At 40.4% G+C, this 22,933-nt stretch carries 16 protein-coding genes and 5 tRNA genes; 4 read left to right on the top strand and 17 right to left on the bottom strand.

Annotated features, from left to right (window positions below):
- Positions 1 to 40: 40 nt before the first annotated feature.
- The 5 genes from AAGD16_RS10585 to AAGD16_RS10605 all read right to left on the bottom strand — a co-directional run bounded on the left by AAGD16_RS10585 (position 41) and on the right by AAGD16_RS10605 (position 575).
- A tRNA-Pro gene (locus tag AAGD16_RS10585) sits at positions 41 to 117 on the bottom strand.
- 54 nt (positions 118 to 171) lie between these two features.
- Positions 172 to 248 (bottom strand) — tRNA-Pro (locus AAGD16_RS10590).
- 18 nt (positions 249 to 266) lie between these two features.
- Positions 267 to 342, bottom strand: a tRNA-His gene (locus AAGD16_RS10595).
- Positions 343 to 366: 24 nt separating this feature from the next.
- A tRNA-Arg gene (locus AAGD16_RS10600) sits at positions 367 to 443 on the bottom strand.
- A gap of 55 nt (positions 444 to 498) precedes the next feature.
- Positions 499 to 575 (bottom strand) — tRNA-Pro (locus AAGD16_RS10605).
- 346 nt (positions 576 to 921) lie between these two features.
- On the opposite strand from AAGD16_RS10605, the gene folD reads away from it, so the two are divergent.
- On the top strand, positions 922 to 1,776 hold the full coding sequence (gene folD / locus AAGD16_RS10610) for a bifunctional methylenetetrahydrofolate dehydrogenase/methenyltetrahydrofolate cyclohydrolase FolD (protein WP_013465452.1): 855 nt from the start codon (positions 922 to 924) through the stop codon (positions 1,774 to 1,776).
- Positions 1,777 to 1,807: 31 nt separating this feature from the next.
- Here the strand turns inward: folD and AAGD16_RS10615 are convergent, their stop codons facing one another.
- Positions 1,808 to 2,704 (bottom strand): DMT family transporter, encoded by an 897-nt coding sequence (locus AAGD16_RS10615; RefSeq protein ID WP_090494364.1) that lies wholly within the window; start codon positions 2,702 to 2,704, stop codon positions 1,808 to 1,810.
- Between the two features lie 187 nt (positions 2,705 to 2,891).
- A complete protein-coding gene (gene cysS / locus AAGD16_RS10620; RefSeq protein ID WP_013465454.1) occupies positions 2,892 to 4,271 on the bottom strand; it encodes a cysteine--tRNA ligase in 1,380 nt (459 codons plus the stop codon).
- 144 nt (positions 4,272 to 4,415) lie between these two features.
- Here cysS and AAGD16_RS10625 point away from each other — a divergent pair, with 144 nt between their 5' ends.
- Together AAGD16_RS10625 and AAGD16_RS10630 are read left to right on the top strand one after the other, a co-directional pair.
- Positions 4,416 to 4,907, top strand: a complete 492-nt coding sequence (locus AAGD16_RS10625) for a peptidylprolyl isomerase (protein ID WP_013465455.1) — start codon at positions 4,416 to 4,418, stop codon at positions 4,905 to 4,907.
- A 67-nt stretch (positions 4,908 to 4,974) separates the two neighbouring features.
- Positions 4,975 to 5,709, top strand: a complete 735-nt coding sequence (locus AAGD16_RS10630) for a UDP-2,3-diacylglucosamine diphosphatase (protein WP_377111628.1) — start codon at positions 4,975 to 4,977, stop codon at positions 5,707 to 5,709.
- 19 nt (positions 5,710 to 5,728) lie between these two features.
- Here AAGD16_RS10630 and AAGD16_RS10635 read toward each other — a convergent pair whose 3' ends face one another.
- The 3 genes from AAGD16_RS10635 to miaE form a co-directional block, all read right to left on the bottom strand.
- Positions 5,729 to 7,666 carry a sensor histidine kinase gene (locus AAGD16_RS10635; RefSeq protein ID WP_377111631.1) on the bottom strand — a complete coding sequence of 646 codons (1,938 nt, stop codon included), beginning with the start codon at positions 7,664 to 7,666 and terminating at the stop codon, positions 5,729 to 5,731.
- The gene (locus tag AAGD16_RS10640) at positions 7,659 to 9,887 is read right to left on the bottom strand and encodes an EAL domain-containing protein (RefSeq protein WP_368484954.1); all 2,229 of its coding nucleotides are present in this window, start codon (positions 9,885 to 9,887) and stop codon (positions 7,659 to 7,661) included. Before AAGD16_RS10640 ends, AAGD16_RS10635 begins: the two co-directional genes overlap by 8 nt.
- Before the next feature lie 195 nt (positions 9,888 to 10,082).
- Positions 10,083 to 10,853 (bottom strand): tRNA isopentenyl-2-thiomethyl-A-37 hydroxylase MiaE, encoded by a 771-nt coding sequence (miaE, locus tag AAGD16_RS10645; protein WP_016899267.1) that lies wholly within the window; start codon positions 10,851 to 10,853, stop codon positions 10,083 to 10,085.
- 199 nt (positions 10,854 to 11,052) lie between these two features.
- Here miaE and AAGD16_RS10650 point away from each other — a divergent pair, with 199 nt between their 5' ends.
- A complete protein-coding gene (locus AAGD16_RS10650; RefSeq protein WP_008111059.1) occupies positions 11,053 to 11,652 on the top strand; it encodes a Yip1 family protein in 600 nt (199 codons plus the stop codon).
- Between the two features lie 87 nt (positions 11,653 to 11,739).
- On the opposite strand, the gene purF is transcribed toward AAGD16_RS10650, so the two are convergent.
- The 7 genes from purF to AAGD16_RS10685 form a co-directional block, all read right to left on the bottom strand.
- Positions 11,740 to 13,266: an amidophosphoribosyltransferase gene (purF, locus tag AAGD16_RS10655; protein WP_013465461.1), complete on the bottom strand. Its 1,527-nt coding sequence runs from the start codon at positions 13,264 to 13,266 to the stop codon at positions 11,740 to 11,742.
- Between the two features lie 18 nt (positions 13,267 to 13,284).
- Positions 13,285 to 13,779: a CvpA family protein gene (locus AAGD16_RS10660; RefSeq protein ID WP_024601787.1), complete on the bottom strand. Its 495-nt coding sequence runs from the start codon at positions 13,777 to 13,779 to the stop codon at positions 13,285 to 13,287.
- 302 nt (positions 13,780 to 14,081) lie between these two features.
- A complete protein-coding gene (locus AAGD16_RS10665; protein WP_013465463.1) occupies positions 14,082 to 14,705 on the bottom strand; it encodes an SPOR domain-containing protein in 624 nt (207 codons plus the stop codon).
- A gap of 11 nt (positions 14,706 to 14,716) precedes the next feature.
- A complete protein-coding gene (gene folC / locus AAGD16_RS10670) occupies positions 14,717 to 15,982 on the bottom strand; it encodes a bifunctional tetrahydrofolate synthase/dihydrofolate synthase (RefSeq protein WP_016899265.1) in 1,266 nt (421 codons plus the stop codon).
- A gap of 25 nt (positions 15,983 to 16,007) precedes the next feature.
- On the bottom strand, positions 16,008 to 16,883 hold the full coding sequence (gene accD, locus AAGD16_RS10675; protein ID WP_013465465.1) for an acetyl-CoA carboxylase, carboxyltransferase subunit beta: 876 nt from the start codon (positions 16,881 to 16,883) through the stop codon (positions 16,008 to 16,010).
- Between the two features lie 176 nt (positions 16,884 to 17,059).
- Positions 17,060 to 17,854 (bottom strand): tRNA pseudouridine(38-40) synthase TruA, encoded by a 795-nt coding sequence (truA, locus tag AAGD16_RS10680; protein WP_016899264.1) that lies wholly within the window; start codon positions 17,852 to 17,854, stop codon positions 17,060 to 17,062.
- Positions 17,855 to 18,020: 166 nt separating this feature from the next.
- Positions 18,021 to 22,886, bottom strand: a complete 4,866-nt coding sequence (locus AAGD16_RS10685) for a FimV/HubP family polar landmark protein (protein WP_377111640.1) — start codon at positions 22,884 to 22,886, stop codon at positions 18,021 to 18,023.
- Between the last annotated feature and the right edge of the window lie 47 nt (positions 22,887 to 22,933).

A 22,933-nucleotide genomic window follows, 5' to 3' on the forward strand; every position in this document is an offset into this window, starting at 1 on the left:
TAATAAAAGTAGAATTTAGATGTGTTTTACTTAGGGGAAATGGTCGGCGATGCAGGATTTGAACCTGCGACCCCTTGGACCCAAACCAAGTGCGCTACCAAACTGCGCTAATCGCCGATATAACTTTTCTTGAATACTTAAATGTTGGATTTAAGACCACTTATAAGAAAGTGGTCGGCGATGCAGGATTTGAACCTGCGACCCCTTGGACCCAAACCAAGTGCGCTACCAAACTGCGCTAATCGCCGATATTCTTTTTTGTAAATTGGGGTGACTGATGGGGCTCGAACCCACGACAACCGGAATCACAATCCGGGGCTCTACCAACTGAGCTACAATCACCACGGCATTACAGTGTTTTCAAAATGGCGCACCCAGAAGGATTCGAACCTTCGACCGACGCCTTAGAAGGGCGTTGCTCTATCCAGCTGAGCTATGGGCGCATCGAAAACTTCATAGTTCACTAGTAAGTTAAATTGTTATGAATAAACATAAAAATGGTCGGCGATGCAGGATTTGAACCTGCGACCCCTTGGACCCAAACCAAGTGCGCTACCAAACTGCGCTAATCGCCGATACTTACTATTGTCTGCGAGTGACCTCGTTGACAACGGGGTGCATAATAGTGATTTGACTGGGTTAGGTCAAACGTTTTTTTAAGAAAACAAATCAATTGCTCATTTTTAGTTCATAATGGTCAAATATTACGATACAGGGATAAAATTTAAACTCTTTTTTATAATTCGAGCGCTTATACTTTAAAAGCAACTTGGCGCTTAACCGCTTTTCTGCGAAAATAGTCGCCATATAAAAAATGAGTAAGATAAAGGTGTTTTCTTTATCGGCATTTTAACCCCTATATATGCATTCGTTTTTTAAATGTATCGGTATCAAGTTAATTAACCTAATTAAAGGTCACCCATGACGGCAAACATCATTGATGGTAAAGCAGTAGCAAAACAAGTACGTAGCGCAGTGGCTGAACGAGTTTCAGAACGTGTTGCGCAAAACCTTAGAGCCCCAGGATTAGCTGTGGTACTTGTTGGACAAGATCCAGCAAGCCAAGTTTACGTTGGTTCAAAACGTAAAGCCTGTGAAGAGGTTGGTTTTATTTCTAAGTCATTCGACTTACCAGCAGACACCACAGAGCAAGCGCTATTAGCATTAATTGATGAGTTGAATGTTGATGGTGAAATTGATGGTATTTTAGTGCAGCTCCCTTTACCAGAGGGCTTAGATGCAGAAAAAATTCTTGAGCGTATTACTCCACACAAAGACGTTGATGGTTTTCATCCTTATAATATTGGCCGATTAGCACAGCGTATGCCCGCTCTTCGTCCATGTACACCTAAGGGTATTATTACTTTACTAGATTCAACCGGCGTACGTTACAAAGGCATGCATGCTGTGGTTGTTGGTGCCTCTAATATTGTGGGTCGACCTATGTCACTTGAGCTGTTACTCGCCGGATGTACCACCACTGTTTGTCATAAGTTTACCCAAGATTTAGAAACGCATGTACGCCGTGCAGATTTACTGGTTGTAGCAGTGGGTAAACCTGAATTTATTCCGGGTGATTGGATAAAAGACGGCGCCATTGTTATTGATGTAGGTATTAACCGTTTAGACAACGGTAAATTAGTGGGTGATGTAGAGTACGCCGTTGCAGAACAAAAAGCGGACTTTATTACCCCTGTACCAGGCGGTGTGGGTCCGATGACGGTTGCTAGCTTAATTGAAAATACGCTAGAAGCGTGTGAAAAGTATCACAGCTAATAAACAAAAAATAAAGTAATGAAGAGCCCGCTTAATTGCGGGCTTTTTGTATCATCATTCTTCGTTTTATTAATGCCAAGCCTTGTGGCAATACCGAAAACACGATCATTAATAACATAATCGCGTACTGCCAACTTTCATATTGTTCGTTAATCAATAACCCTGCACATAAAATGCCGGCAATTGGGTTAGCTATAGTGCCAAAAGTAAATTCAACCACTGTCATTCGCCCTAATAACCAAACATACAAAATATAGGCTAAAGCAGTGTTAGGCACCACCAGCCAAAATAGCGCCAGCCATTGGGTTGTATTTATTGATGCAGTTAAAAATTGATACTGCTGGGGAGCAAAATAAAAAGCCTGTATTGCAGCGGCAATTGCTAGCAAACTGCCGCCAATAATTAACTGCCATGTTAATACTGTCCACCAGTGTACTTTAGCGGTCACTTTTTTTACCAGCGTACTGCCTATAACAATAGTCAATAGCGCCCCTATCAGTGCCACTACTCCCAATAAATTAAGTGTAACATGTTGTGGGTCAAATAAGCGCCATGCTAAAACCACTAAAGCAAGGGCACAAAATCCTTGCACTAGCGCTGGCTGTTGTCGCTTTACGAGCCATGCATATAATAATGCGACCACAGGAACAGATACCATACCGACACCTGCAATCGCAGCAGGTAAATTAATCGCCATTACAAAAATAAAACTAAAAAACAACGCAATATTGATTGCGCCTATTAGAAAAATGCCTGGCCACTGTTTAGCCGTTGGCCAAGAAGGTTTAAATAACAACAATAATAAACCAGCAGGGAGTGCACGTATGGCTCCTAGCAAGATTGGCGGCCACTCTGGGGTTGCGTATTTAGTTACCGCATAAGTCGTTCCCCATAAAAAAGCTGGGATCATGGCAAGTAAAATATTCATTAATTTTCCATTTTTAAATTGATGAATGCGAGTTTAAAACCTCAACTATAATTGAGGTCAACAATATCAATTTTATTAAAAGCATAATCAATCTAATGCAATTGATATAACTAAAAAAGGGTTACCCTATGGCAACCCTTTTTTGTGTTCAGCGCGTTATGGCTAAATCCGCAAAGCTCAACAAACCCTAAGCTTTACGCCACGTTGTTTTTCCCGCTGAATCTTCAAGTACTACACCTAACGCATTTAAAGCATCGCGAGCTTCATCTGCTGCAGCCCAATTTTTACTGGCACGTGCGTCATTACGTTTTACAATCAGTGCCTCAATTTCAGCCACTTCATCGTCGTTTTGACCGCCTTGTAAAAATGCCTCTGGTGCTTGTTGAGCAATACCAAGTATTTCACCTAAGCTACGTAGAATAAAGGCTAAATGTCCTGCTTTTTCGCTATCACTGTCTTTTACACGATTTAGCTCTTTAGCAACTTCAAACACAACCGGTAATGCTTCTGGCGAATTAAAGTCATCATTCATGGCTTTTCTAAACTTAGCCACATACTCATTACCCTCAAGCTCACATTCAACTGGCTCAACGCCACGTAATGCGGTGTAAATACGCTCAAGAGACGAACGTGCTTGGTCTAAGTTTTCTTGCGAATAATTGAGCTGACTGCGGTAATGACCTGATATTAAAAAGTAACGAACCGACTCTGCGTCATATTGTTTTAATACCTCACGAACGGTAAAAAAGTTATCCAACGATTTAGACATCTTCTCTTTGTTCACTTGTACCATACCGGTGTGGATCCAAGTATTTACATACTGGCCATTATTTGCACAACATGATTGCGCGATTTCGTTTTCGTGGTGCGGGAACTGTAGGTCTGAACCACCACCATGAATATCAAAATGCTCACCTAAATGCTTAGAGCTCATTGCTGAACATTCTATGTGCCAACCAGGGCGACCCTCACCCCAAGGTGATGACCACGACGGCTCCCCTGCTTTGGCTTTTTTCCATAAAACAAAATCAAGAGGATCGTCTTTATCTTGAGCTACTTCAACACGCGAACCTGATTGCAACATGGTTAAATCTTGTTGCGAAAGAGCTCCGTATTGCTCAAAGGTAGAAACATCAAATAAAACGTCGCCATCGGCTGCAACATAAGCGTGGCCTTTGGCAATCAAACGCTCAACCATAGCAATAATTTCATCCATGTGGCCGGTTACGGTTGGCTCTATATCAGGACGTAGCATATTTAAACTGTCAAAGTCTTCATGCATGGCTTTAGTCATACGCACGGTTAAGTCGTTAATCGCCTCACCGTTTTCATTTGCGCGCTTGATAATTTTATCATCAACATCGGTAATATTACGTACATACTTTAAATCGTAACCTAAGTGGCGAAGGTAGCGAACAATTACATCAAAACCCACAAATGTGCGTGCATGGCCAATGTGACAGTAATCATAAATGGTGATACCACACACATACATGTCGATTTTTCCATCGACCATAGGTTTAAACTCTTCTTTTTGGCGTGTCAGTGTGTTGTATATTTGTACCATTTAGTTGCTTTCCTTCACGATTAACAGAAAAGCTATGTTACCACTTGCTAAGCATGGGCTCTAGCGGTTTATCAAAGCTCTTTGTTAATCTGGGTCAACTACGATAAAATAGCGTCAATATTCAAACCAGCTATAGGAAATCTCATGGTTGTTCTACACACAAATTTTGGTGATATCACCATTAAAATGCACGAAAGCGAAGCTCCAAATACAGTAAAAAACTTTTTAGAGTATGCAAACTCAGGTTTTTATAATGGCACTATTTTTCATCGTGTAATTGATGGTTTTATGGTTCAAGGCGGTGGTTTTGCACCGGGTATGGAACAAAAAGAAGTAAACGACCCAATTGAAAATGAAGCGAACAACGGCCTATCTAACAAAGTAGGTACATTAGCAATGGCACGCACGCCTGATCCACACTCAGCTACAGCGCAATTTTTCATTAACGTAAATAACAACGACTTTTTAAACCACAGCAGTGAAACATCACAGGGCTGGGGTTACTGTGTGTTTGCTGAAGTAGTAGAAGGCATGGACGTAGTAAATAAAATCAAAGGTGTTGCTACAGGTAGCAATGGCTTCCACCAAGATGTACCACTTGAAGATGTGGTAATTGAAAGTGTAACTGTCAGCTAAGACCGCATTATTCTTCAAAGAATACATAAAGCGGGTATTCACCCGCTTTTATCTAAATGGAATCACCATGACTCGCCAAACCTACTTTATCGCCGATTTACATTTGAGTGAAAATCGCCCTGATATTACAGCGGCATTTTTTAAATTTTTACACGCCCATATTACTCCTCAAAAAGTAGACGCCCTATATATTTTAGGTGATTTTTTTGAAGTGTGGGTTGGTGACGATTATGTTAGCGAACTCTCAGCGGCAGTGGCAGAACAGCTAAAAGCGGTTAATAATTTAGGTATTCCTATTTATTTTGTACACGGTAATCGCGACTTTATCATGCGAGAACAGTACGCCGATATGGCAGGAATGACCTTACTGAATGAGCAAACAGTGATCGACCTCTACGGCACTCCTACTGTCATTTTGCACGGTGATGAAATGTGTACCCAGGATGTTGAGTACCAAAAGTTTCGTCGAAAGAGCCGTGGTTGGTGGTGGCCTAAACTTATGCTTGCTATGCCATTGTGGTATCGTAAAAAAATAGCGCGTGATGCACGTGAAAAAAGTAAACTTAGCCAAGCAGACAAACCTATAGAAATACTGGATGTGGTGCAAAGCGCAGTACTCGAAACCTTCGCCAAACATAACGTGGCTAATATGATCCACGGCCATACTCACCGCCCTGATGTACATACCTATAAAGTTAATAACCAAACGCTTACTCGCACAGTATTGGGCGATTGGTATACTCAAGGTTCGTATTTAGTGATTACCCCTGATTCTCAAGAGTTAGTTTCGACCCCCTTGTAGGGTTTTTAGCCTTTATTGACTAATCGTAATGAGACTTTGCTTTTAAGTCAGGTAAAGTAATAATAAATTGCGTTTTAAAATAGGTATCGCTTTGTGGTTCTGAATGAAGTTTGATGTCCCCTTTTAAAATCTGGGTTACCCATTGATAAACCATATATAAACCTAAACCCGTGTTACCTTTACCTCTAGCTGAAGTATAAAAGGGTTCAAATATATCTGCCTTTATCTCACCATCAACACCTTTGCCATTATCTGACACGCTCAGCCTCACCCTATTATTAGTCGCTTGTTCGACTTTTATTTCTATTACCCCCTCCTGCTTTTCATCAAAAGCATGGTTTAGCGCATTAACCACTAAGTTTTCGACCACCTGAGAAATAACACCTGGCAAGCTAATTACCTGTTTATTAAGTAAAAAAATAGTTTTCACTTTTATTGGCGAGTTTTTTAACCTGGAGTTTAATGACAATAATAGCTCTTCAATAATTTTTTCAATATCACATGCTATAAATTCATCATTATGGCGATCAATCGCCATTTTTTTAAAACTTTTTACTAATACGGCGGTTTTATTTAAATTAATTTTAGCCAGCGCTAGGTTCTCTCCAATACTTGTTGTAGTACTTTCTAACGTTGATTTAGTCAGCCCCTGTTTCATCGCTTCATTTAATTTATTCAATGCCATATCTGCATTTGAAACAGAAATAACGGCTCCACCGATAGGCGTATTCATTTCATGAGCAACACCTGCCACGAGCAACCCTAATGAAGATAGTTTTTGCGCTTCAATTAACCCTTCTTGCAGTTGCTGCTGCTGCTTAATTGTGGCATCAAGCTCACGGTTAACGATATCTAGTTCTATCTTTTCAATATGTAATTTATGTGTCAGGGCTAATAGCTGATTTTGAAACTTATACTCACGATAAATAAAACCAAAGCTAATTAAACATAGTAATCCACTGCAAATTAACGCTAACCGTAAGGCCGCATTTCGTACAGTTATTAACAATTCATTGGGGCTACTTATAAGAATAATTAATTCTTTGTCAGCATTGCTAATTCTACCTTTGTTCTCGCGCAACGAAAAAATAGAAAAACGGCGGTAGGTATAAAGACTATGGTTAAAAAAGTGCGAACCATATTCTACATTGCCATCAATAATTTGCTGCCAAAGCTCTGGTTTTTTTAAAGCGAGTGTTTGCTCATTTTTACCATACATAAACCCCCACTCTAATTCAGCATCAGTATTTAATAACCAAAAGCCATCGTGGTTTAAAATGCTAATTAAAGTGCTCTCTTGGTTGTAACTTTTAATCTGATCAAACAAATAATCTAAGTTAAAGTTTACCACTAGCAAACCATCTAATAGGTAATTTTCTTTATCCGTACGATAGGTTACACGGATTGTTGGTTGATGAGGAATTACAATTTGGTTGCGTTCGATATTTAAATCTATTTCTGTGGCAAAAATGTCAGGCGCACTGACCTGCATCCCTTTTTGAAAGTAGTAACGAGTTTGCTTATTTTGCAACTCATCAGGCGATACAATTTCGCCAATACCATTGGCTGCGTTAATGCGGTATTGCTCTTGGCCTTGTGTATCTAGCCAGCGAATTTGCGCGATATTAGTAGAGATAGCAGCAAAATTTAAAAAATAGTTATTTATTTCATCTCTTCTTTGCTTTGATTGTAAAGGCTTGTTTGGTGTGTCGCTTTTTAAAATCGGCCCTTGGGCCAGGATACGCGTAAGCTTTTTAATACTACTGAGCTCTTTAGAAAAATCTCCACTGATAAGGACTAACTTTTCATCTTGCTTAGCTTTTATGGTGTTTATTTTTTCTTGATATGTTTGTTCGTATATAAGCCAGCCAATAAATAAAGTAATAAATAAACTAAACAAAGACTTTATCAGCACACTTTTTTTTGAGCCGACCGGCAAGCTGTTAAGGCTATTCATTCTTACTCACTTCAAACTGTTTTAGCCACACAATTAAATCTTTTAAAAATAATGGTTTAGAAAAGTAGTATCCTTGAGCAGTTTCGCACCCCTGCTGATGTAACCACTGAGCCTCAAATTCATTCTCAACACCTTCAGCAATTACCGAAAAGTTAAACTGATTCGCTAAAGATAATATCATCTTAATCATGTACTGATTGTTGTCATTAAATTCAAGATCACTAACAAAGTAGCGATCTATTTTTATCGACGTAGACGGTATTTCATTGATGTGAGCTAACGACGAGTAACCAGTGCCAAAGTCATCAATGCTGACTTTCATACCTAAGGCGATAAACCGTTCAAGTGCTTCTTTAATTAAGTTATAGTTACTTATGGCTTGCGTTTCTGTCACCTCTAGCTCAAGCATAGAAGGCAGAATGTTGTACTCTTCAATTTTAGTTTTTATTTGCTCAAAGTAACTAGGTTCAACTAAATCATAAGAGGATGCATTAAATGCAACGGGTAAGTTGCAGCCTTGCTCTTTAAGTTGATTAATAGTCTCTAGTATTTTTTCGAAAATCACATGGTCTAGTTCATTAATTAATCCGGCTGTTTCAGCTAACTCTATAAATTCATCAGGGCGTACAAAGCTGCCATCAGCTCTTTGCCACCTAGCGAGCGCTTCAAAACCTGCTGGTTTCAAGGTTGATAAGCTGATTTTGGGTTGTAACGCCACCTGTAAACTTTTATTACCTATAGCCGTTCTGAGCTCAGCCATCAGTTCATAACGACGAGTAATTTGATCTGTTTTTTCCTCGGTATGCTGAATATACTTAGTTTGGTTTAGCTGCGAAGAGTTCAGGCTCGACTCTGCAAGGCTGATTACTTTTTCAGGTGTTAAGTTTAAAGCTACATTTAATTTTAATTCTAAAATACGGACATCAATGTATTGCTTAACTTGTTCAATTTCGAATTTTTGTTTATTTTGAAAGTAACTAACTGCATTTGAGATATCAAAGTCAACGCTCACTAACATGCCAAACGCTTTGTTACTAATCAATGCTATGCGGGGGTCATACCTAGTAAAGCTATCAACAATACTCTGGTAAACTAACTTCATTAATTTATTACAAAATTCATGACCAAAGGTGAATGCTTTTTCGTCAAACTGATAAATATCAAAAATGACCAATCGCGTTTTTAGCCGCTCCTGCGCATTCATGTTCTTTATTTCACGGGTTAGCCAGTTACGGTTTTGCAAGTTAAGTGACACATCGGTATAAGCAAGCTCGGTTAAGCGATTTAATAACGAAATATTAGCAAATCCTGTGCTCACATTTTCACTAAATACTTTAAGTAAATATTCGTTTTGCTCACTAATTGGGTTGTCTGATTTGACGATAGTTATGTAATCAGCGCCCTGCTGATCTGGCGTTTCGAAAAAAAACACACTGTGGTGCTTTGAAAAAATATGACGACGCTCTCTAATCGCTTGTTTAAAGTCTTGCAGCATTTCTGCAGGCAGATTAGGTCCCACAGGTTGCCCTTTAATGCCACTAAAGCAACCATGGGTTGAGAGTATTAAACATTCAGAGCTAGGGTCTGAATTACTCGAACAAAAAATACCACCACCTTCGGTTATTTTTAAAATGTTGCTAATTTCTTTAAGCACAGCATAAGAGAAAGAGGCCATATCGTGCTTACCGTTAATACTTCTAGATGCATCAAGCACCAACTGTAAACCTTGCTTGGCTGACCTAATTTGTGAGATATACTCCCAAGTGCGCATGTTGCTATTAACAATTGATTGCAGCTTCTCGGCAGATAGGTCTGATTTATTCCAGTATTCATCGATATCGAGCATTTTCATGATATCGCTCTCTGGTGCAAAACCAGGTTGCCCTGTTAAGAGCACAATACGCATTTCTGCGTTACCGATGACCTCTCGAATAGTATTCACTAAACGCAGACCTGAGTCATCCTCCTCCATCACCACATCTATAAAAATAAGTGCAATATCAGGGTGCATGCTCAACGCCAAAGCCGCCTCTGGTACCGAATTTGCTGTTAACAACTCGTATTTATAACCATCTTTGGCTTTTAGCTCTTTTAAGCTGTTAACTAACGCGTTTTGATAATCAAGATCATCCTCAACGGTTAATATTTTCCAAGTTTTCAGATCTGTATCTGCTGGTTCTTCTTCAGCTGCAAATACAAATAATCCCTCTTTATCTTGCATACATTCTCACCCAATAATAAATAAGGTATGGCCCTTTTATTAAAATGAATTACAAAGCAATATAGACCGTTGATAACTCAAAATTCGACTTGCTTAAATATTAGGAGAGAGTTTTGGAAGTGTCTAATTTAAAAATAATTTTGATACTAAAGTATGTGCTACAACAACATAACCCATTTGTAGCACTTAAGTATACTAAGCACTTTTACTTAACGGTGTTCCACTGTGAAACTTAAAGTCTTCGTCATCAGATAAAATTAACTGTGCTTCTATTTCAGCAAATTCTTTTACCCGCTCGGTAATATCAAAATCAGCAATGTCTTGAGCAAGGGTTAAATAATCTTGGTAATGACGTGCCTCAGAGCGCAGCAATGAAATATAAAAATCCCCTAAGCGTTTATCTACATGGGGTGCAAGCTTGGCAAAGCGTTCACACGAGCGAGCTTCTATGTAAGCACCTACAATAAGCTTATCAACTAAGGCATTAGGCTCAAACGTTTTAACATTGCGTAGCATGCCTTTGGCATAACGACATGGCGTTATACTTTTATATTCAACACCGTATTCATCCATAATTTCGAGCACTTGATAGAAATGATGCAGCTCTTCTTTTATCAGCATTACCATTTTATCAATTAAATCTTGGCCATAAGGCGAGTTAGATTTAGGGATAATGGATTTAGTGAGTTTATTTTTAGCCGCTAAATCACGCCAATTTCCCTCACGTTTATAAATAAGCGTTTCAAACGGTTTAAGCCATTCAAGCAGTGCATCACTGCTCTCTTTATCTACCGCATACTTACGAATTAAAAACATGGCACTTTGCGCCGCTTTTAATTCACATATTAAGTGATCAATTAATATGATGGGTAAGTTTTCTTTTTTGATTGCTTGTTCAACCCACTCATCGGGAGTACTGCATAATAAAAAATTGTTAATTGGCTCTAAAAGCTGGCTATGTGGCACGCTGACTACTCATTGCTAAAAATTGCGATTATGGCATTTTAACATGAAATATTACTCTGAATAAAATAAACACTCGCCCTTATTGCAAGCATGTGGATAACTTGACTTTGTATACTTACTGAACCATAACTAAATGGACTGTATAAAAACAAACCAATTATAACCAAACAGTAATATATCCTTTTATGGAGAGCACGCAATGATACTAAATCACCTATGGGGTTTATACGCCCATCCACTCGAAGAATGGCAAACAATTGATAACCGTCACGAAAGCTTAACCTATAGCTTATCGCACATTTTGCTTATCGCTTTATTTCCCTCTGCAATGGGGTACTACTCATCGGTTTACTTAGGCTGGAGTATAGGTACAGGTAATCCAGTATTTTTAACCCATGAAAGCGCACTGATGATTGGCGCAGCCATGTATGTCGCTTTAATTGGCGGTGTATTTGCACTGGCCTATTTAGCCCATTGGATGGCGGTTACTTTTGGTGCTAAACCGACTTTTACCCAAACAATTGAGCTGGCAGCTTATACCGCTACACCGGTGTTTATGTCGGCATTGGCAGCTTTTTGGCCTGAGCTGTGGTTTGTGGTGTGTGTTGGATTAGTTGCACTCGCCTACTCAGTTTATTTACTGTACACCGGCGTGCCAATTTTGATGCACATTCCGCAAGAGCGCGGCTTTATTTATGCAAGCTCTGTTGTTACCTGTGGATTAATTTTACTGGTTATTATATTAGCACTTACCGCTATGCTATGGACCAACGGTATTATCAGCCCCATGTTTACTTAAATATTCCTTTTCTATAGACGCAAAAAAGGAGCTGTTAAGCTCCTTTTTTTATTAGCCTTAAAATACTATCAGGCTAACATTACATTATTAATCAGATTCGTTTTCATCTTGATTATGTATTTCTAAACCAGATGACATTGCGTTTTCACGGATGCTTTTAGCTGAATCGTTGCGCAGCTTATCTATACGGTTTAAGTAATCTTGATCAATGTCGCCAGTAATGTATTGTCCGTCAAACACTGATGTTTCAAACTTAGTGATCTCTGGGTTTTCTTGGCTAACGGCAGCAATTAAATCGCTTAACGATTGAAAGATTAAACCATCAGAGCTAATGCTTTGGTTAATATCTTCTACTTCACGGCCGTGTGCAATAAGTTCTGCCGCAGATGGCATATCTATACCGTATACATTTGGAAAGCGTATTTCAGGTGCTGCTGATGCAAAGTAAACATTTTTAGCGCCTGACTCGCGTGCCATCTCTACAATTTGTGCTGAGGTGGTACCACGTACAATTGAGTCATCAACAAGTAGGACATTTTTACCTTTAAACTCACGATCAATCGCATTGAGTTTTTGGCGAACTGATTTTTTACGAAGCTCTTGGCCAGGCATAATAAACGTACGACCAATATAACGATTTTTAACAAAGCCTTGGCGATACGGTAAGTCAAGCACGCGTGCCATTTCTAATGCAATATCACACGAGGTTTCAGGAATAGGAATAACCACATCAATGTCTTTGTCTGCCCATTCACGCGCTACTTTTTCACCTAACTTAGTCCCCATATTTACACGCGCTGCATACACTGACATGCGGTCAATGGTTGAATCCGGTCGTGCAAAATAAACAAATTCAAAAATACACGGTGAGTAAGACACTTTATCTGCACAGCTTAAAGAGTGAAACTCTCCATTTTCAGTGACATAAATAGCTTCGCCTGGGGCAACGTCACGAACAAATTCAAAACCGTCAGGCTTTAATGCTACGCTTTCTGAGGCAAACATGTATTCAGTGCCGTTTGCTGATTCACGTTTACCAAACACCAATGGACGAATACCGTTTGGATCGCGAAACGCCACAATACCATGACCGATAATCATGGCGATAGTGGCATAACCGCCACTTACTTTATTGTTAACTTCAGTAACCGCGGTGAAAATATCTTCAGGGTCTAATTTTAGTTTGTCTGATTTACTTAGCTCATGCGCCATGATGTTAAGTAAAATTTCAGAATCAGAGGTCGTATTAACATGGCGACGTGCCTCTGAAAATAACTGCTCTTTTAACGACTCGGCATTGGTTAAGTTACCATTATGCGCAAGCGCTATACCAAATGGAGAGTTTACATAAAACGGCTGAGCCTCTGACGAACTTGAAGAACCCGCTGTTGGGTAACGCACATGGCCAATGCCAATATTGCCTTGCAAACGTTTCATATGACGAGTGTGAAATACATCTTTCACTAGGCCATTTGCTTTGCGCAAGCTAAATGTATTGTTCTCAATAGTTATGATACCCGCAGCATCTTGGCCACGGTGTTGCAAAACGGTTAAGCCATCATAAATCGCCTGATTAACTGGCGATGTTCCGACTATTCCAACGATACCACACATGTAATTTATCCTCGCCGATTAACGGTTTACTGAATTTAAAAAGCTCGAGTTGTTTTCTAGGTACGAAAAGAACCATTCAACTACAAAGCCAAATTCTGGAATCAAAATAGAGTTGCCCCACCAATGCGTACTTGGCGCACCAGTAAAAGCATCAAGAAAGAAGAGTAACGCGCTCACGACCAACACGCCTCGAAGAGCACCAAACACCACACCAAAAACACGGTCTGTGCCGGATAATCCGGTTCGCTGTACAAGCTCACCTAAAATATAGTTTAGTAAACCGCCTAACAATAGCGTCGCAAAGAATAATATGGCAATGGCCGCCGCATTTCTTAAAAGGGGTTCAGAAATGGATGTTAGGAAGGAAGCTAAATATTGATAAAATAAGCTGGAGATGATGAAAGCCCCTGCCCATACCGCTAATGACATAGCTTCTTTAACAAAGCCGCGTATTAAACCGATGATGGTAGAGAGTGCAATAATGCCAAGAATGGCGTAATCAACCCAGATCATAAGAACCAATTAGTCGCTAATTTTGGGCGCATTCTATACCTAAACCTCCTTGTGATGCAAGTTTAAGCGTGAGATTACAGGTGAGTAAACACACACCATTATTAGATTAAAAATAGCGCAGTCTCACCGTTATAAAAACAACAAACATTTTGTTTATAGCGCATCTATTTTGCTATTTTTGTGTGGGCATTGATAAGTAAAGGAGCGAAGCTAAAAATGCGATAAAGGTCTATTTAAACGTATAAAATAAGACGAGGTAAGTGTGTAATATCTCGCGATAAACACACTTCCTTTTATTGAATTTATTTGGTCACTTCAAATTGGGTGACTTTACCGTTGAGTTTGGTTAACTCTTTAAGTGCAGGAAGTTGAGATTGCAGTTCTTGTTTATTCAGTGATGGTCCGACAAAAACTTTCGTTAACGTCCCATTTGGCGTTTTAACTGGTTTAGTAAAAGTTTTAAACCCTTTAGCCTTGAGCTTAGCTTGCAGCGCTTTTACATTGGCTGCATGTGAAAAACTACCTAACTGAATAACATACGCCATGCTAGTTAAGTTTTCGTTAGCTGGGCGCGTAGGTTCTTGAATTGCAGCCGTACTGCTTTGGTTTGTATCAGGTATTACCGCTTCAACCATTGCAGGCTGGTCGGTAATGTCTGTTTGAGCAGCACTGTTTTGCTGTTCAAATGCGGCATCATCAGGCTGAATATCTTCAACTTCATCCTCTTTTAAAGGCTGTGCATTTGCCACTTTTTGATCGATTGATTCTTGCAAATCAATGGTCTTGAACTCAGAGCGTTCTGGAATCGCTTTAAAGCCTTCTTTATAGTGCACTTTTTCACCATCGAGTATATTGGGAATAAACACAATTGCTGCGATCACCACAATACTTGTTCCGACTAAGCGATTAATAAAACCTGAGTTCACCGACATCCTCTCTATTTTTTAAAGTAATGAATAGCGCCAGCCACGGTAAAAAATGAACCAAATACAATTAATAGTGTGTTAGTTGGCTGGTTTGGCAAGATAGCATCCAATGCTGCCTCTACGCTATTATAACCCTGTTTAAAATAACTATTAGGAATGCTTAAAAGTGCCTGATGTAAATTAGCAGCGCTATCGCCGCGTGGGCCCTCTAAGCTCGCAAACGACCATTCATCTACTACATCACTAACTTCTTTAAGCACACCAACCTTATCTTTATCAGCAAGCATAGCGGCTAATGCATGAATTTTAAAGCCTTTATCTTTATAGCTTGCTAATTTAGTCGCTAAATAGCGAGCTGATTCAGGGTTATGTGCTACATCGGTATACACTAATGGCTCTGCACTTAGTTGTTGAAAACGTCCCTCAACGACTAAGTTCGCTAAACACTGAGTAATCACCTCATCGCTCGGTAATAAGTTTAATACCGATAGAGCGGTTAATGCCGTGGCTACATTTTGACATGGGATTGCTGGTTTAGGTAACTCAAGATTATGCTCTTTAAATTGCCAACTAAAACTCTGGGCGTGCTCTTTAAAAATAAAGTCGCTGCCAGATAACACCATATTAGCGTTAATTTCTTTACCATAATCGGTCATTGTATGTGGAATATTTAAGTCCCCAATAATTGCAGGAGTACTCTCTCGAAAAATACCCGCTTTATCATAAGCAACTAATTCACGCGTGTCACCTAAGTATTCTTTATGATCTAAGTCGATGGTGGTGATGATGCTGGCATAGGGGGTAACAATATTGGTCGCGTCAAAACGCCCGCCTAAACCTACCTCTAACAGCACGTAATCAACCTCTAAACGCTTGAATATTGCTAACGCGCCTAAGGTGCCATATTCAAAATATGTCAGTGGGGTGTCACCACGACCTTGTTCTAATAAATTAAACGCATCGACATGGTATTGATCGTCAAGCTCTGCGCCATCAACGCGTACGCGCTCATTGTAACGAATTAAATGCGGAGAAGCATAAGTACCAACACGATAACCTTGGGCTAATAACAGTGACTCTAAACAACGTGCTGTTGTGCCTTTGCCATTGGTGCCTGCAATAAGAATGATTTTACTTGAGGAGGTTAAAAGCCCAATGTTGTTAGCAACACGAGCAACGCGTTCTAAACCCATTTCTATATTAGCAGGGTGAACACTCTCTAAATAACAAAGCCAATCATCAAGGCTTGATGATTGGCTAGGAATTGTTTTTGTCATAGCATGTAATCAGTAAAGCTGAAATTTACGCTACTCTATGCTCTTGTTCCGTAGAAGGCAAGTTCATAAATTTTGCTAAGATACGTGCTAGCGTATCGCGCATTTCTCGACGGTCTATAATCATGTCGATTGCGCCATGTTCTAACAAGAATTCACTGCGTTGGAAACCCTCTGGTAGCGTTTCGCGAACAGTTTGTTCAATAACACGCGGACCGGCAAAACCAATCAAAGCTTTAGGCTCTGCAACATTAATATCACCAAGCATTGCCAATGATGCTGATACACCACCCATTGTTGGATCTGTCATTACAGAAATAAACGGTAGGCCTTTTTCAGTCATTTTAGCCAGTGCCGCACTGGTTTTAGCCATTTGCATAAGTGACATAAGGGCTTCTTGCATACGAGCACCGCCCGATGCAGAAAAACAAATCAGCGGCATATTATGCTCTAAACATTGGTCAACCGCGTCAACAAAACGGGCACCCACTACCGATGCCATTGAGCCACCCATAAATGAGAATTCAAATGCAACAGCAGCAACCGGAATACCTTTTAGGTTCCCTTTCATTGCGACAAGCGCGTCTTTTTCACCGCTTGACTTTTGAGCTGCATTGATACGATCTGAGTATTTTTTTGAGTCTCTAAATTTAAGCACATCTTTAGGTTCGTGTTGGGCGCCTAACTCGTGACGATCGCCTTCATCTAAAAACTGTTCAAGACGTTTACGACCACTAACACGCATATGATGATCGCATTTAGGGCATACGTTCAGTGATTTTTCTAATTCTGCTTTATATAAAATTGAATCACATGACGTACATTTAGCCCATACACCTTCTGGAATTTCTTTACGACCTGAAGATTTAGTCGTTTTTGGTAAGATTTTTTCTAGCCAACTCATTTGCAACTCTCTTAATGCTGTTCTGTGTCGCGAGTCTACATGTTAACCATGCAAACAAATTTTTCCAATTAAAACATGAATTACGCTGTCACGGTATAAAAAACTGGTCTTAGTAGTTAGCAATACGAATAACAGCGTATAAATTTAGCCTCAAAATATACACATCTCGTTACTTATCAAATATCACTGTCGGCTAAAAACAATGGTCCTAGCGGCGTTCTAGGGATATTAAAATGATCTGGATAATCAACATCCACTAAATATAAACCTGCTGCTTTTGCTGTAGCGCTCGCTTTAGCTCGCTCTTTAACATCTAGCAGCTCTTTTAACCAAATTGGTTCATGTTTGTGTAAGCCAATATCCATTAAACAACCCGTAATATTACGTACCATATGGTGTAAAAACGCATTGGCTTTAATATCAATAATGACATAAGCACCTTGGCGCTGTACCGATAAATGATGAATCGTTCGCGTTGCCGTATTAGCTTGGCAGTGCAGCGCTCTAAACGAGGTAAAGTCATGCTCACCTAGTAAATATTGACACGCCTGCTGCATTTTCACTTCATCTAGTGGGTGATGAAAATGTGTAACACCTTCATTTAATACCGCACCACGAAACGCATAATTGTAAATAACATAACGATAACGACGAGCAGTTGCACTAAAGCGGGCATGAAAGTCTTCCGCCACAGGTTGTGCAAAACGAATAGCAATATCTTTGGGTAATAAGGTGTTCATACCTAATGTAAAGGCCACCATTTCACGCTCAGCATGTGTATCAAAATGCACTACTTGTCCAGTGCCATGTACACCGGCATCGGTACGCCCTGCACATACAATTTCAACTGGATGATTACAAATGCGCGACAACGCTTTTTCTACTTCTTGTTGTACACTATTTACGTGTGATTGACGCTGCCAACCACTGTAACGTGCGCCATTGTATTCTACTCCAAGTGCTACTCGCATAATTACTGCTTTACCTACTGTGCTAATCGACGCTGCATTTTATGCTATATGGCGTCCCAATAAAAGCAGCGAACTAAGGTTCCTAACTATGCAATACAAAAAACCCGCTATTAGCATCACTAATAACGGGTTTTCATATCAACCATACCTTACAGGAGCTTGGTTATTAATTTTTAAGTTTAGCCTTTAAGCTTTGCGCTTCTTCTTGCACATCATCCGGGCCATTATTAATGATCTCATCCAGGATTTTAACTGCTGAGTCTGCATCATCAATCTCAATATAGGCATGTGCAAGATCAAGCTTAGCTGAGTAACCCCCGCTTTGGGTATCAACATCCATAGGGTTATCACCAGCCAGAAGTGAATCATACTCACCTAAACCAACATCCATATCGACGTCTGTGTAAGGTTCGTGATCTAAATCAGCTTCATCGCTTTGCTCTAACAATGCATCAATATCAACAAAGTCATCCTGCGCTAATGGCTCAGTAACCTCTGGTTGCTCAATAGGCTCTTGCAACGAGGATGCACTTTCGTCAGCTAAGTCTTCACTTAGTAAGCTATTAAAATCAACATCAAACTCACTGCTGTCACTTAAATCAACATTTTCAGGTTCTGCCAGTTCATTAAGCAAGGCATCAAAATCAGTTTGTGTTAAATCAGCCATGAACTCATCGTCAAGCTCATCATCTGAAATCATGTCTGATTCTGGCGATACTGGGCCTTGCGTTAAATCAGCTTCACGGTCAGCGTTCGTTTGCTCGTCAGTAAACTCTGATGATTCAGCTAAAGCATCAAGTTGTTCATCATCAAACTCATCGTCTGTGCTAACGCTTTGCTCATCTATAATTTGTTCAGTCAGCTTTTCAGGCTCTGAAACTTCATTATCTAGACCTTGCGCAGTGTTTGACTCTGAAAACTCATTGTCTAGTAATAATTCATCATCAAAATCGTCTTCTAAGCTATCGAGATCATTACCTGCGGATAGTGCATTAGCGAGATCTTGCTCTGCTTGACTTGGTGACATACCCGTTGCATCACCGTCTAAATTATCACCTTGTAGCTCTTCTGGTGTTAGTGATTGATGCTCTTCATCAGATAAAGGCAACTCATCATCAAGCTCTAACTCAGGATATTCTTCAAGCTCTTCACTCGGTGTAACTATTTCTGGCTCGTATAGCTCATCGTCATCTGTCGATAAATCATTGTTTTGGATATCACCAGCAAGCGGATCATCACCTAAATCAATTTCATCTTCATCAAGCTCATCGTTTAAATCGTCGAGTGACCAATCAGGAACGTGTTCATCTGCATCGCTTGTTTGCTCAAGTTCACTTAAAAGATCATCAACGCTTTTAAAGTTTTCACCGTCGTACTCGTCAAGCGCATCTTCTGGGTCGAGTAAGGTTGAAGACGTATCGGTAAAGTCATCTTCTGATTCAACGTCAAACTCAGGATCTTGTTCAAGCTCTGGTTCTACTTCAAGCTCAGGCTCTGCTTCAAGCTCAGGCTCTGGTTCTGCTTCAAGCTCTGGTTCAAGTTCAGGCTCTACTTCAAGCTCAGGCTCTGCTTCAAGTTCAGGCTCTACTTCAAGCTCAGGCTCTGCTTCAAGCTCAGGCTCTGCTTCAAGCTCAGGCTCTGCTTCAAGTTCAGGCTCTGCTTCAAGCTCAGGCTCTGCTTCAAGCTCAGGCTCTGCTTCAAGCTCTGGTTCTGCTTCAAGCTCAGGCTCTGCTTCAAGCTCAGGCTCTGCTTCAAGCTCTGGTTCTGCTTCAAGCTCTGGCTCTACTTCAAGTTCAGGTTCTTCTTCAAGCTCCGGCTCGGCTTCAAGTTCAGGTTCTGCTTCAAGCTCCGGCTCAGCTTCAAGCTCAGGTTCTGCTTCAAGTTCAGGCTCTACTTCAAGTTCCGGCTCAGCTTCAAGCTCAGGTTCTACTTCAAGTTCAAGCTCAACTTCAAGTTCAGGCTCTGCTTCAAGCTCAGGTTCTACTTCAAGTTCAGGTTCTACTTCAAGTTCAGGCTCAACTTCAAGTTCAGGCTCTGCTTCAAGTTCTGGCTCTGCTTCAAGTTCTGGCTCTGCTTCAAGTTCTGTCTCAGCTTCAATTTCTGGCTCAGCTTCTACTTCAAGTTCAGATTCTGCTTTAAGTTCATCATCTACACCATCAACTGACCAATCTGGTGTTTCTACATAGTCGTCGGTAGGTTGTTCTAACTCACTTAACAGATCATCAATACTTTCAAGGTTTTCATCGTTAAATTCATCTAAGGCATCCTCTTGATCGAGTAATGTAGAAGATGTATCGGTGAAATCACCTTCAGATCCAACGTCAAACTCAGGCTCAGGTTCAAGTTCTGCTTGAAGCTCCGGCTCAGCTTCAAGCTCTGGTTCTACTTCAACTTCTGGCTCTACTTCAAGTTCTGGCTCTGCTTCAAGCTCTGGTTCTACTTCAAGTTCAGGTTCTTCTTCAAGCTCCGGCTCAGCTGCAACTTCTGGCTCAGCTTCAAGTTCTGGTTCTACTTCAAGCTCAGGCTCTACTTCAAGCTCTGGTTCTACTTCAAGTTCAGGCTCTGCTTCAAGTTCAGGTTCTTCTTCAAGCTCCGGCTCAGCTGCAACTTCTGGCTCAGCTTCAAGTTCTGGTTCTACTTCAAGCTCAGGCTCTACTTCAAGCTCAGGCTCTACTTCAAGCTCAGGCTCTACTTCAAGCTCAGGCTCTACTTCAAGCTCTGGTTCTACTTCAATTTCAGGCTCTGTTTCAAGCTCTGGTTCTACTTCAAGTTCAGGCTCTGCTTCAAGCTCAGGCTCTACTTCAAGTTCTGGCTCTGCTTCAAGTTCAGGTTCTTCTTCAAGCTCCGGCTCAGCTTCAACGCCTGGCTCTGGCTCTACTTCTGGCTCAGCAAAAGATGAAGCGATAGATTCTACATCTTCACTATTTAACTCTTCTTGCGCGTCAGCTAAATCTTCAATTGAGTCCGCCAATGCATGATCTATTTCAGAATCATGAACATCACTTTCAGGTTGCTCCGCATCCAGTACATCGTCAATATCTACTTCGTCTTCATCAACTAGGCTGTCGATGTCTGGCTCTTCACTTTGAGCTTCAGTAGCCGATTGTTCTGCATCAAGTAAATCGTCAATATTAACTTCATCGTCTTCATCTACTAAGCTGTCAATATCAGGCTCTTCACTTTGAGCTTCAGTAGCCGGTTGCTCAGCATCAAGTAAGTCGTCAATATCAACTTCGTCATCTTCATCAACTAAGCTGTCAATATCAGGCTCTGCATTTTCGACTTCAGCAGCAGGTTGCTCTGCATCAAGTAAGTCGTCAATATCAAATTCGTCACCTTCATCAACTAAACTGTCAATATCAGTTTCTTCACTCTCTGCAGCAGCGGGTTGCTCTGCATCAAGCAAGTCATCAATGTCAATCTCGTCATCTTCTTCAACTAAGCTGTCAATATCAGTTTCTTCACTCTGTGCAGCAGCGGGTTGCTCTGCATCGAGTAAATCGTCGATATCAAATTCGTCATCTTCATCAACTAAGCTGTCAATATCGGTTTCTTCACTTTGTGCAGTAGCGGGTTGCTCTGCATCGAGTAAATCGTCAATATCAAATTCGTCATCGTCTGCTGATGTGTCAGTTGCCTGCTCATTATTTTCATCGAGTAAATCATCAATGTCGAAGTCTTCGCCCTCTTCGGCGAGCTCTTCACTGAGTGCAGCCATATCATCATTCGATTCACCTTGGGGTTCATCTGGTAATGAATCGTCATCTTCTTCATCAAACAGGCTATCTAAATCATCCGCACTTAAAATATCATCCGATTCGTCAAGATTAATTGTATCGCCCGTGTCATCTTCATCAGGGCTATCAAAATCTTGTTGCATGAAAACATCAAGTTCATCGCCCTCAGTATTTTCATCTTCAAAAACAACATCATCATTAAGTAAGCTTTCTAACTCATCTTGATCTAATAAACTGTCATCATCGAGATCATCATTAAACTCCACATCATCATCAAGTAATACGTCATCCATGTTCTCATCTAACTGCACACTTAAATCATCAAGTGGATCGGGAGCAGGCGCTTCGTCAAGCGTGGGTTCTGGCATTTCATCTAAAGGGTCAGTATACGCAGGCGCTTGTGGTATAAATTCATCATCGTTACTCTCAGGCTCTTGGTTATTACCACGCTTACGCAGCCACATAACTACAGCAAAAATAATCAACAACGCTGGAATGGTCATTAATAAAATGAGTACCAAAGGATTCGAGAGTAATGCAGCAAAACTAAATTCATTCTCTTGCTTTGCATCTTTTAATTTTTGCTGTGCAATGATCTCGTTTTGCTTAACGATTAATTCTTTTAACTGTTGTTGAATTTCACTATCTTGCCCTAGTTGTAAACGAACGTTTTCTAACTCGTTTGAAATACCTGTCAGCTGTTTTTTAAGGTTGTTGTTTTCAACTAAAATCTCTTCTACGTTACTAACCGAACTTTTAAACTGCTGCTGAAGCTCAACTAATTTATTACCTTGATCTGTTTTAATCGCTTTTAATTCTTGTTGTAATTCTTTTTTGGCTTCATCAACGTCTGCTTTGCGGGCTTGGGTTACTTGTGTTTGTGCTGAATTGATCTCTGCTTGAGTGAGTGTGCCATTTTTCTTTTTTTCCCACAGTTCATCGTCTTGCTCAGAACGTTGCTTAGCTAATTGCGGGTTTACTCGTCTAATTTCTGCCAAAGTAGGTATTTTTAAATACGAACCACTTTGCATGTGATTTAAGTTTTGTTCTAAAAATGAGTTGGGGTTTTTGTTATACAAGGCCTGCATAACTTGATAAATGCTGACTGAGTTATCTGGGCGAACTTTAACGGCAATACGCCAAAGTGTATCGGTTGGTTTTATTGGCCCAATAGAGCGACCCTGCGCGCCGTAATCTGCGCCTTTAGGCCCTCTTAATTGGGTACTGTCTTGAGAGTAAACAGTCGTTACCATCAGTGCAGACGCTAATATAATAAGTGAAACGAAACCGCGCATGCTGATCCTTTAATGTTTAAATGTTAACGCAGCGCTTTAAAATTGGC

The organism is Pseudoalteromonas sp. M58, from assembly GCF_042604605.1.
Lineage (GTDB): Bacteria > Pseudomonadota > Gammaproteobacteria > Enterobacterales > Alteromonadaceae > Pseudoalteromonas > Pseudoalteromonas tetraodonis.

Excerpts from the sequence above, each read along its gene's own strand:
- purF (WP_013465461.1), bottom strand. The coding sequence starts at position 13,266 with ATGTGTGGTATCGTTGGAATAGTCGGAACATCGCCAGTTAATCAGGCG.
- AAGD16_RS10650 (WP_008111059.1), top strand. The coding sequence starts at position 11,053 with ATGATACTAAATCACCTATGGGGTTTATACGCCCATCCACTCGAAGAA.
- folD (WP_013465452.1), top strand. The coding sequence starts at position 922 with ATGACGGCAAACATCATTGATGGTAAAGCAGTAGCAAAACAAGTACGT.
- AAGD16_RS10625 (WP_013465455.1), top strand. The coding sequence starts at position 4,416 with ATGGTTGTTCTACACACAAATTTTGGTGATATCACCATTAAAATGCAC.
- AAGD16_RS10630 (WP_377111628.1), top strand. The coding sequence starts at position 4,975 with ATGACTCGCCAAACCTACTTTATCGCCGATTTACATTTGAGTGAAAAT.
- AAGD16_RS10660 (WP_024601787.1), bottom strand. The coding sequence starts at position 13,779 with ATGATCTGGGTTGATTACGCCATTCTTGGCATTATTGCACTCTCTACC.
- accD (WP_013465465.1), bottom strand. The coding sequence starts at position 16,883 with ATGAGTTGGCTAGAAAAAATCTTACCAAAAACGACTAAATCTTCAGGT.
- folC (WP_016899265.1), bottom strand. The coding sequence starts at position 15,982 with ATGACAAAAACAATTCCTAGCCAATCATCAAGCCTTGATGATTGGCTT.
- AAGD16_RS10685 (WP_377111640.1), bottom strand. The coding sequence starts at position 22,886 with ATGCGCGGTTTCGTTTCACTTATTATATTAGCGTCTGCACTGATGGTA.
- AAGD16_RS10640 (WP_368484954.1), bottom strand. The coding sequence starts at position 9,887 with ATGCAAGATAAAGAGGGATTATTTGTATTTGCAGCTGAAGAAGAACCA.
- truA (WP_016899264.1), bottom strand. The coding sequence starts at position 17,854 with ATGCGAGTAGCACTTGGAGTAGAATACAATGGCGCACGTTACAGTGGT.
- cysS (WP_013465454.1), bottom strand. The coding sequence starts at position 4,271 with ATGGTACAAATATACAACACACTGACACGCCAAAAAGAAGAGTTTAAA.
- AAGD16_RS10635 (WP_377111631.1), bottom strand. The coding sequence starts at position 7,666 with ATGAATAGCCTTAACAGCTTGCCGGTCGGCTCAAAAAAAAGTGTGCTG.
- AAGD16_RS10615 (WP_090494364.1), bottom strand. The coding sequence starts at position 2,704 with ATGAATATTTTACTTGCCATGATCCCAGCTTTTTTATGGGGAACGACT.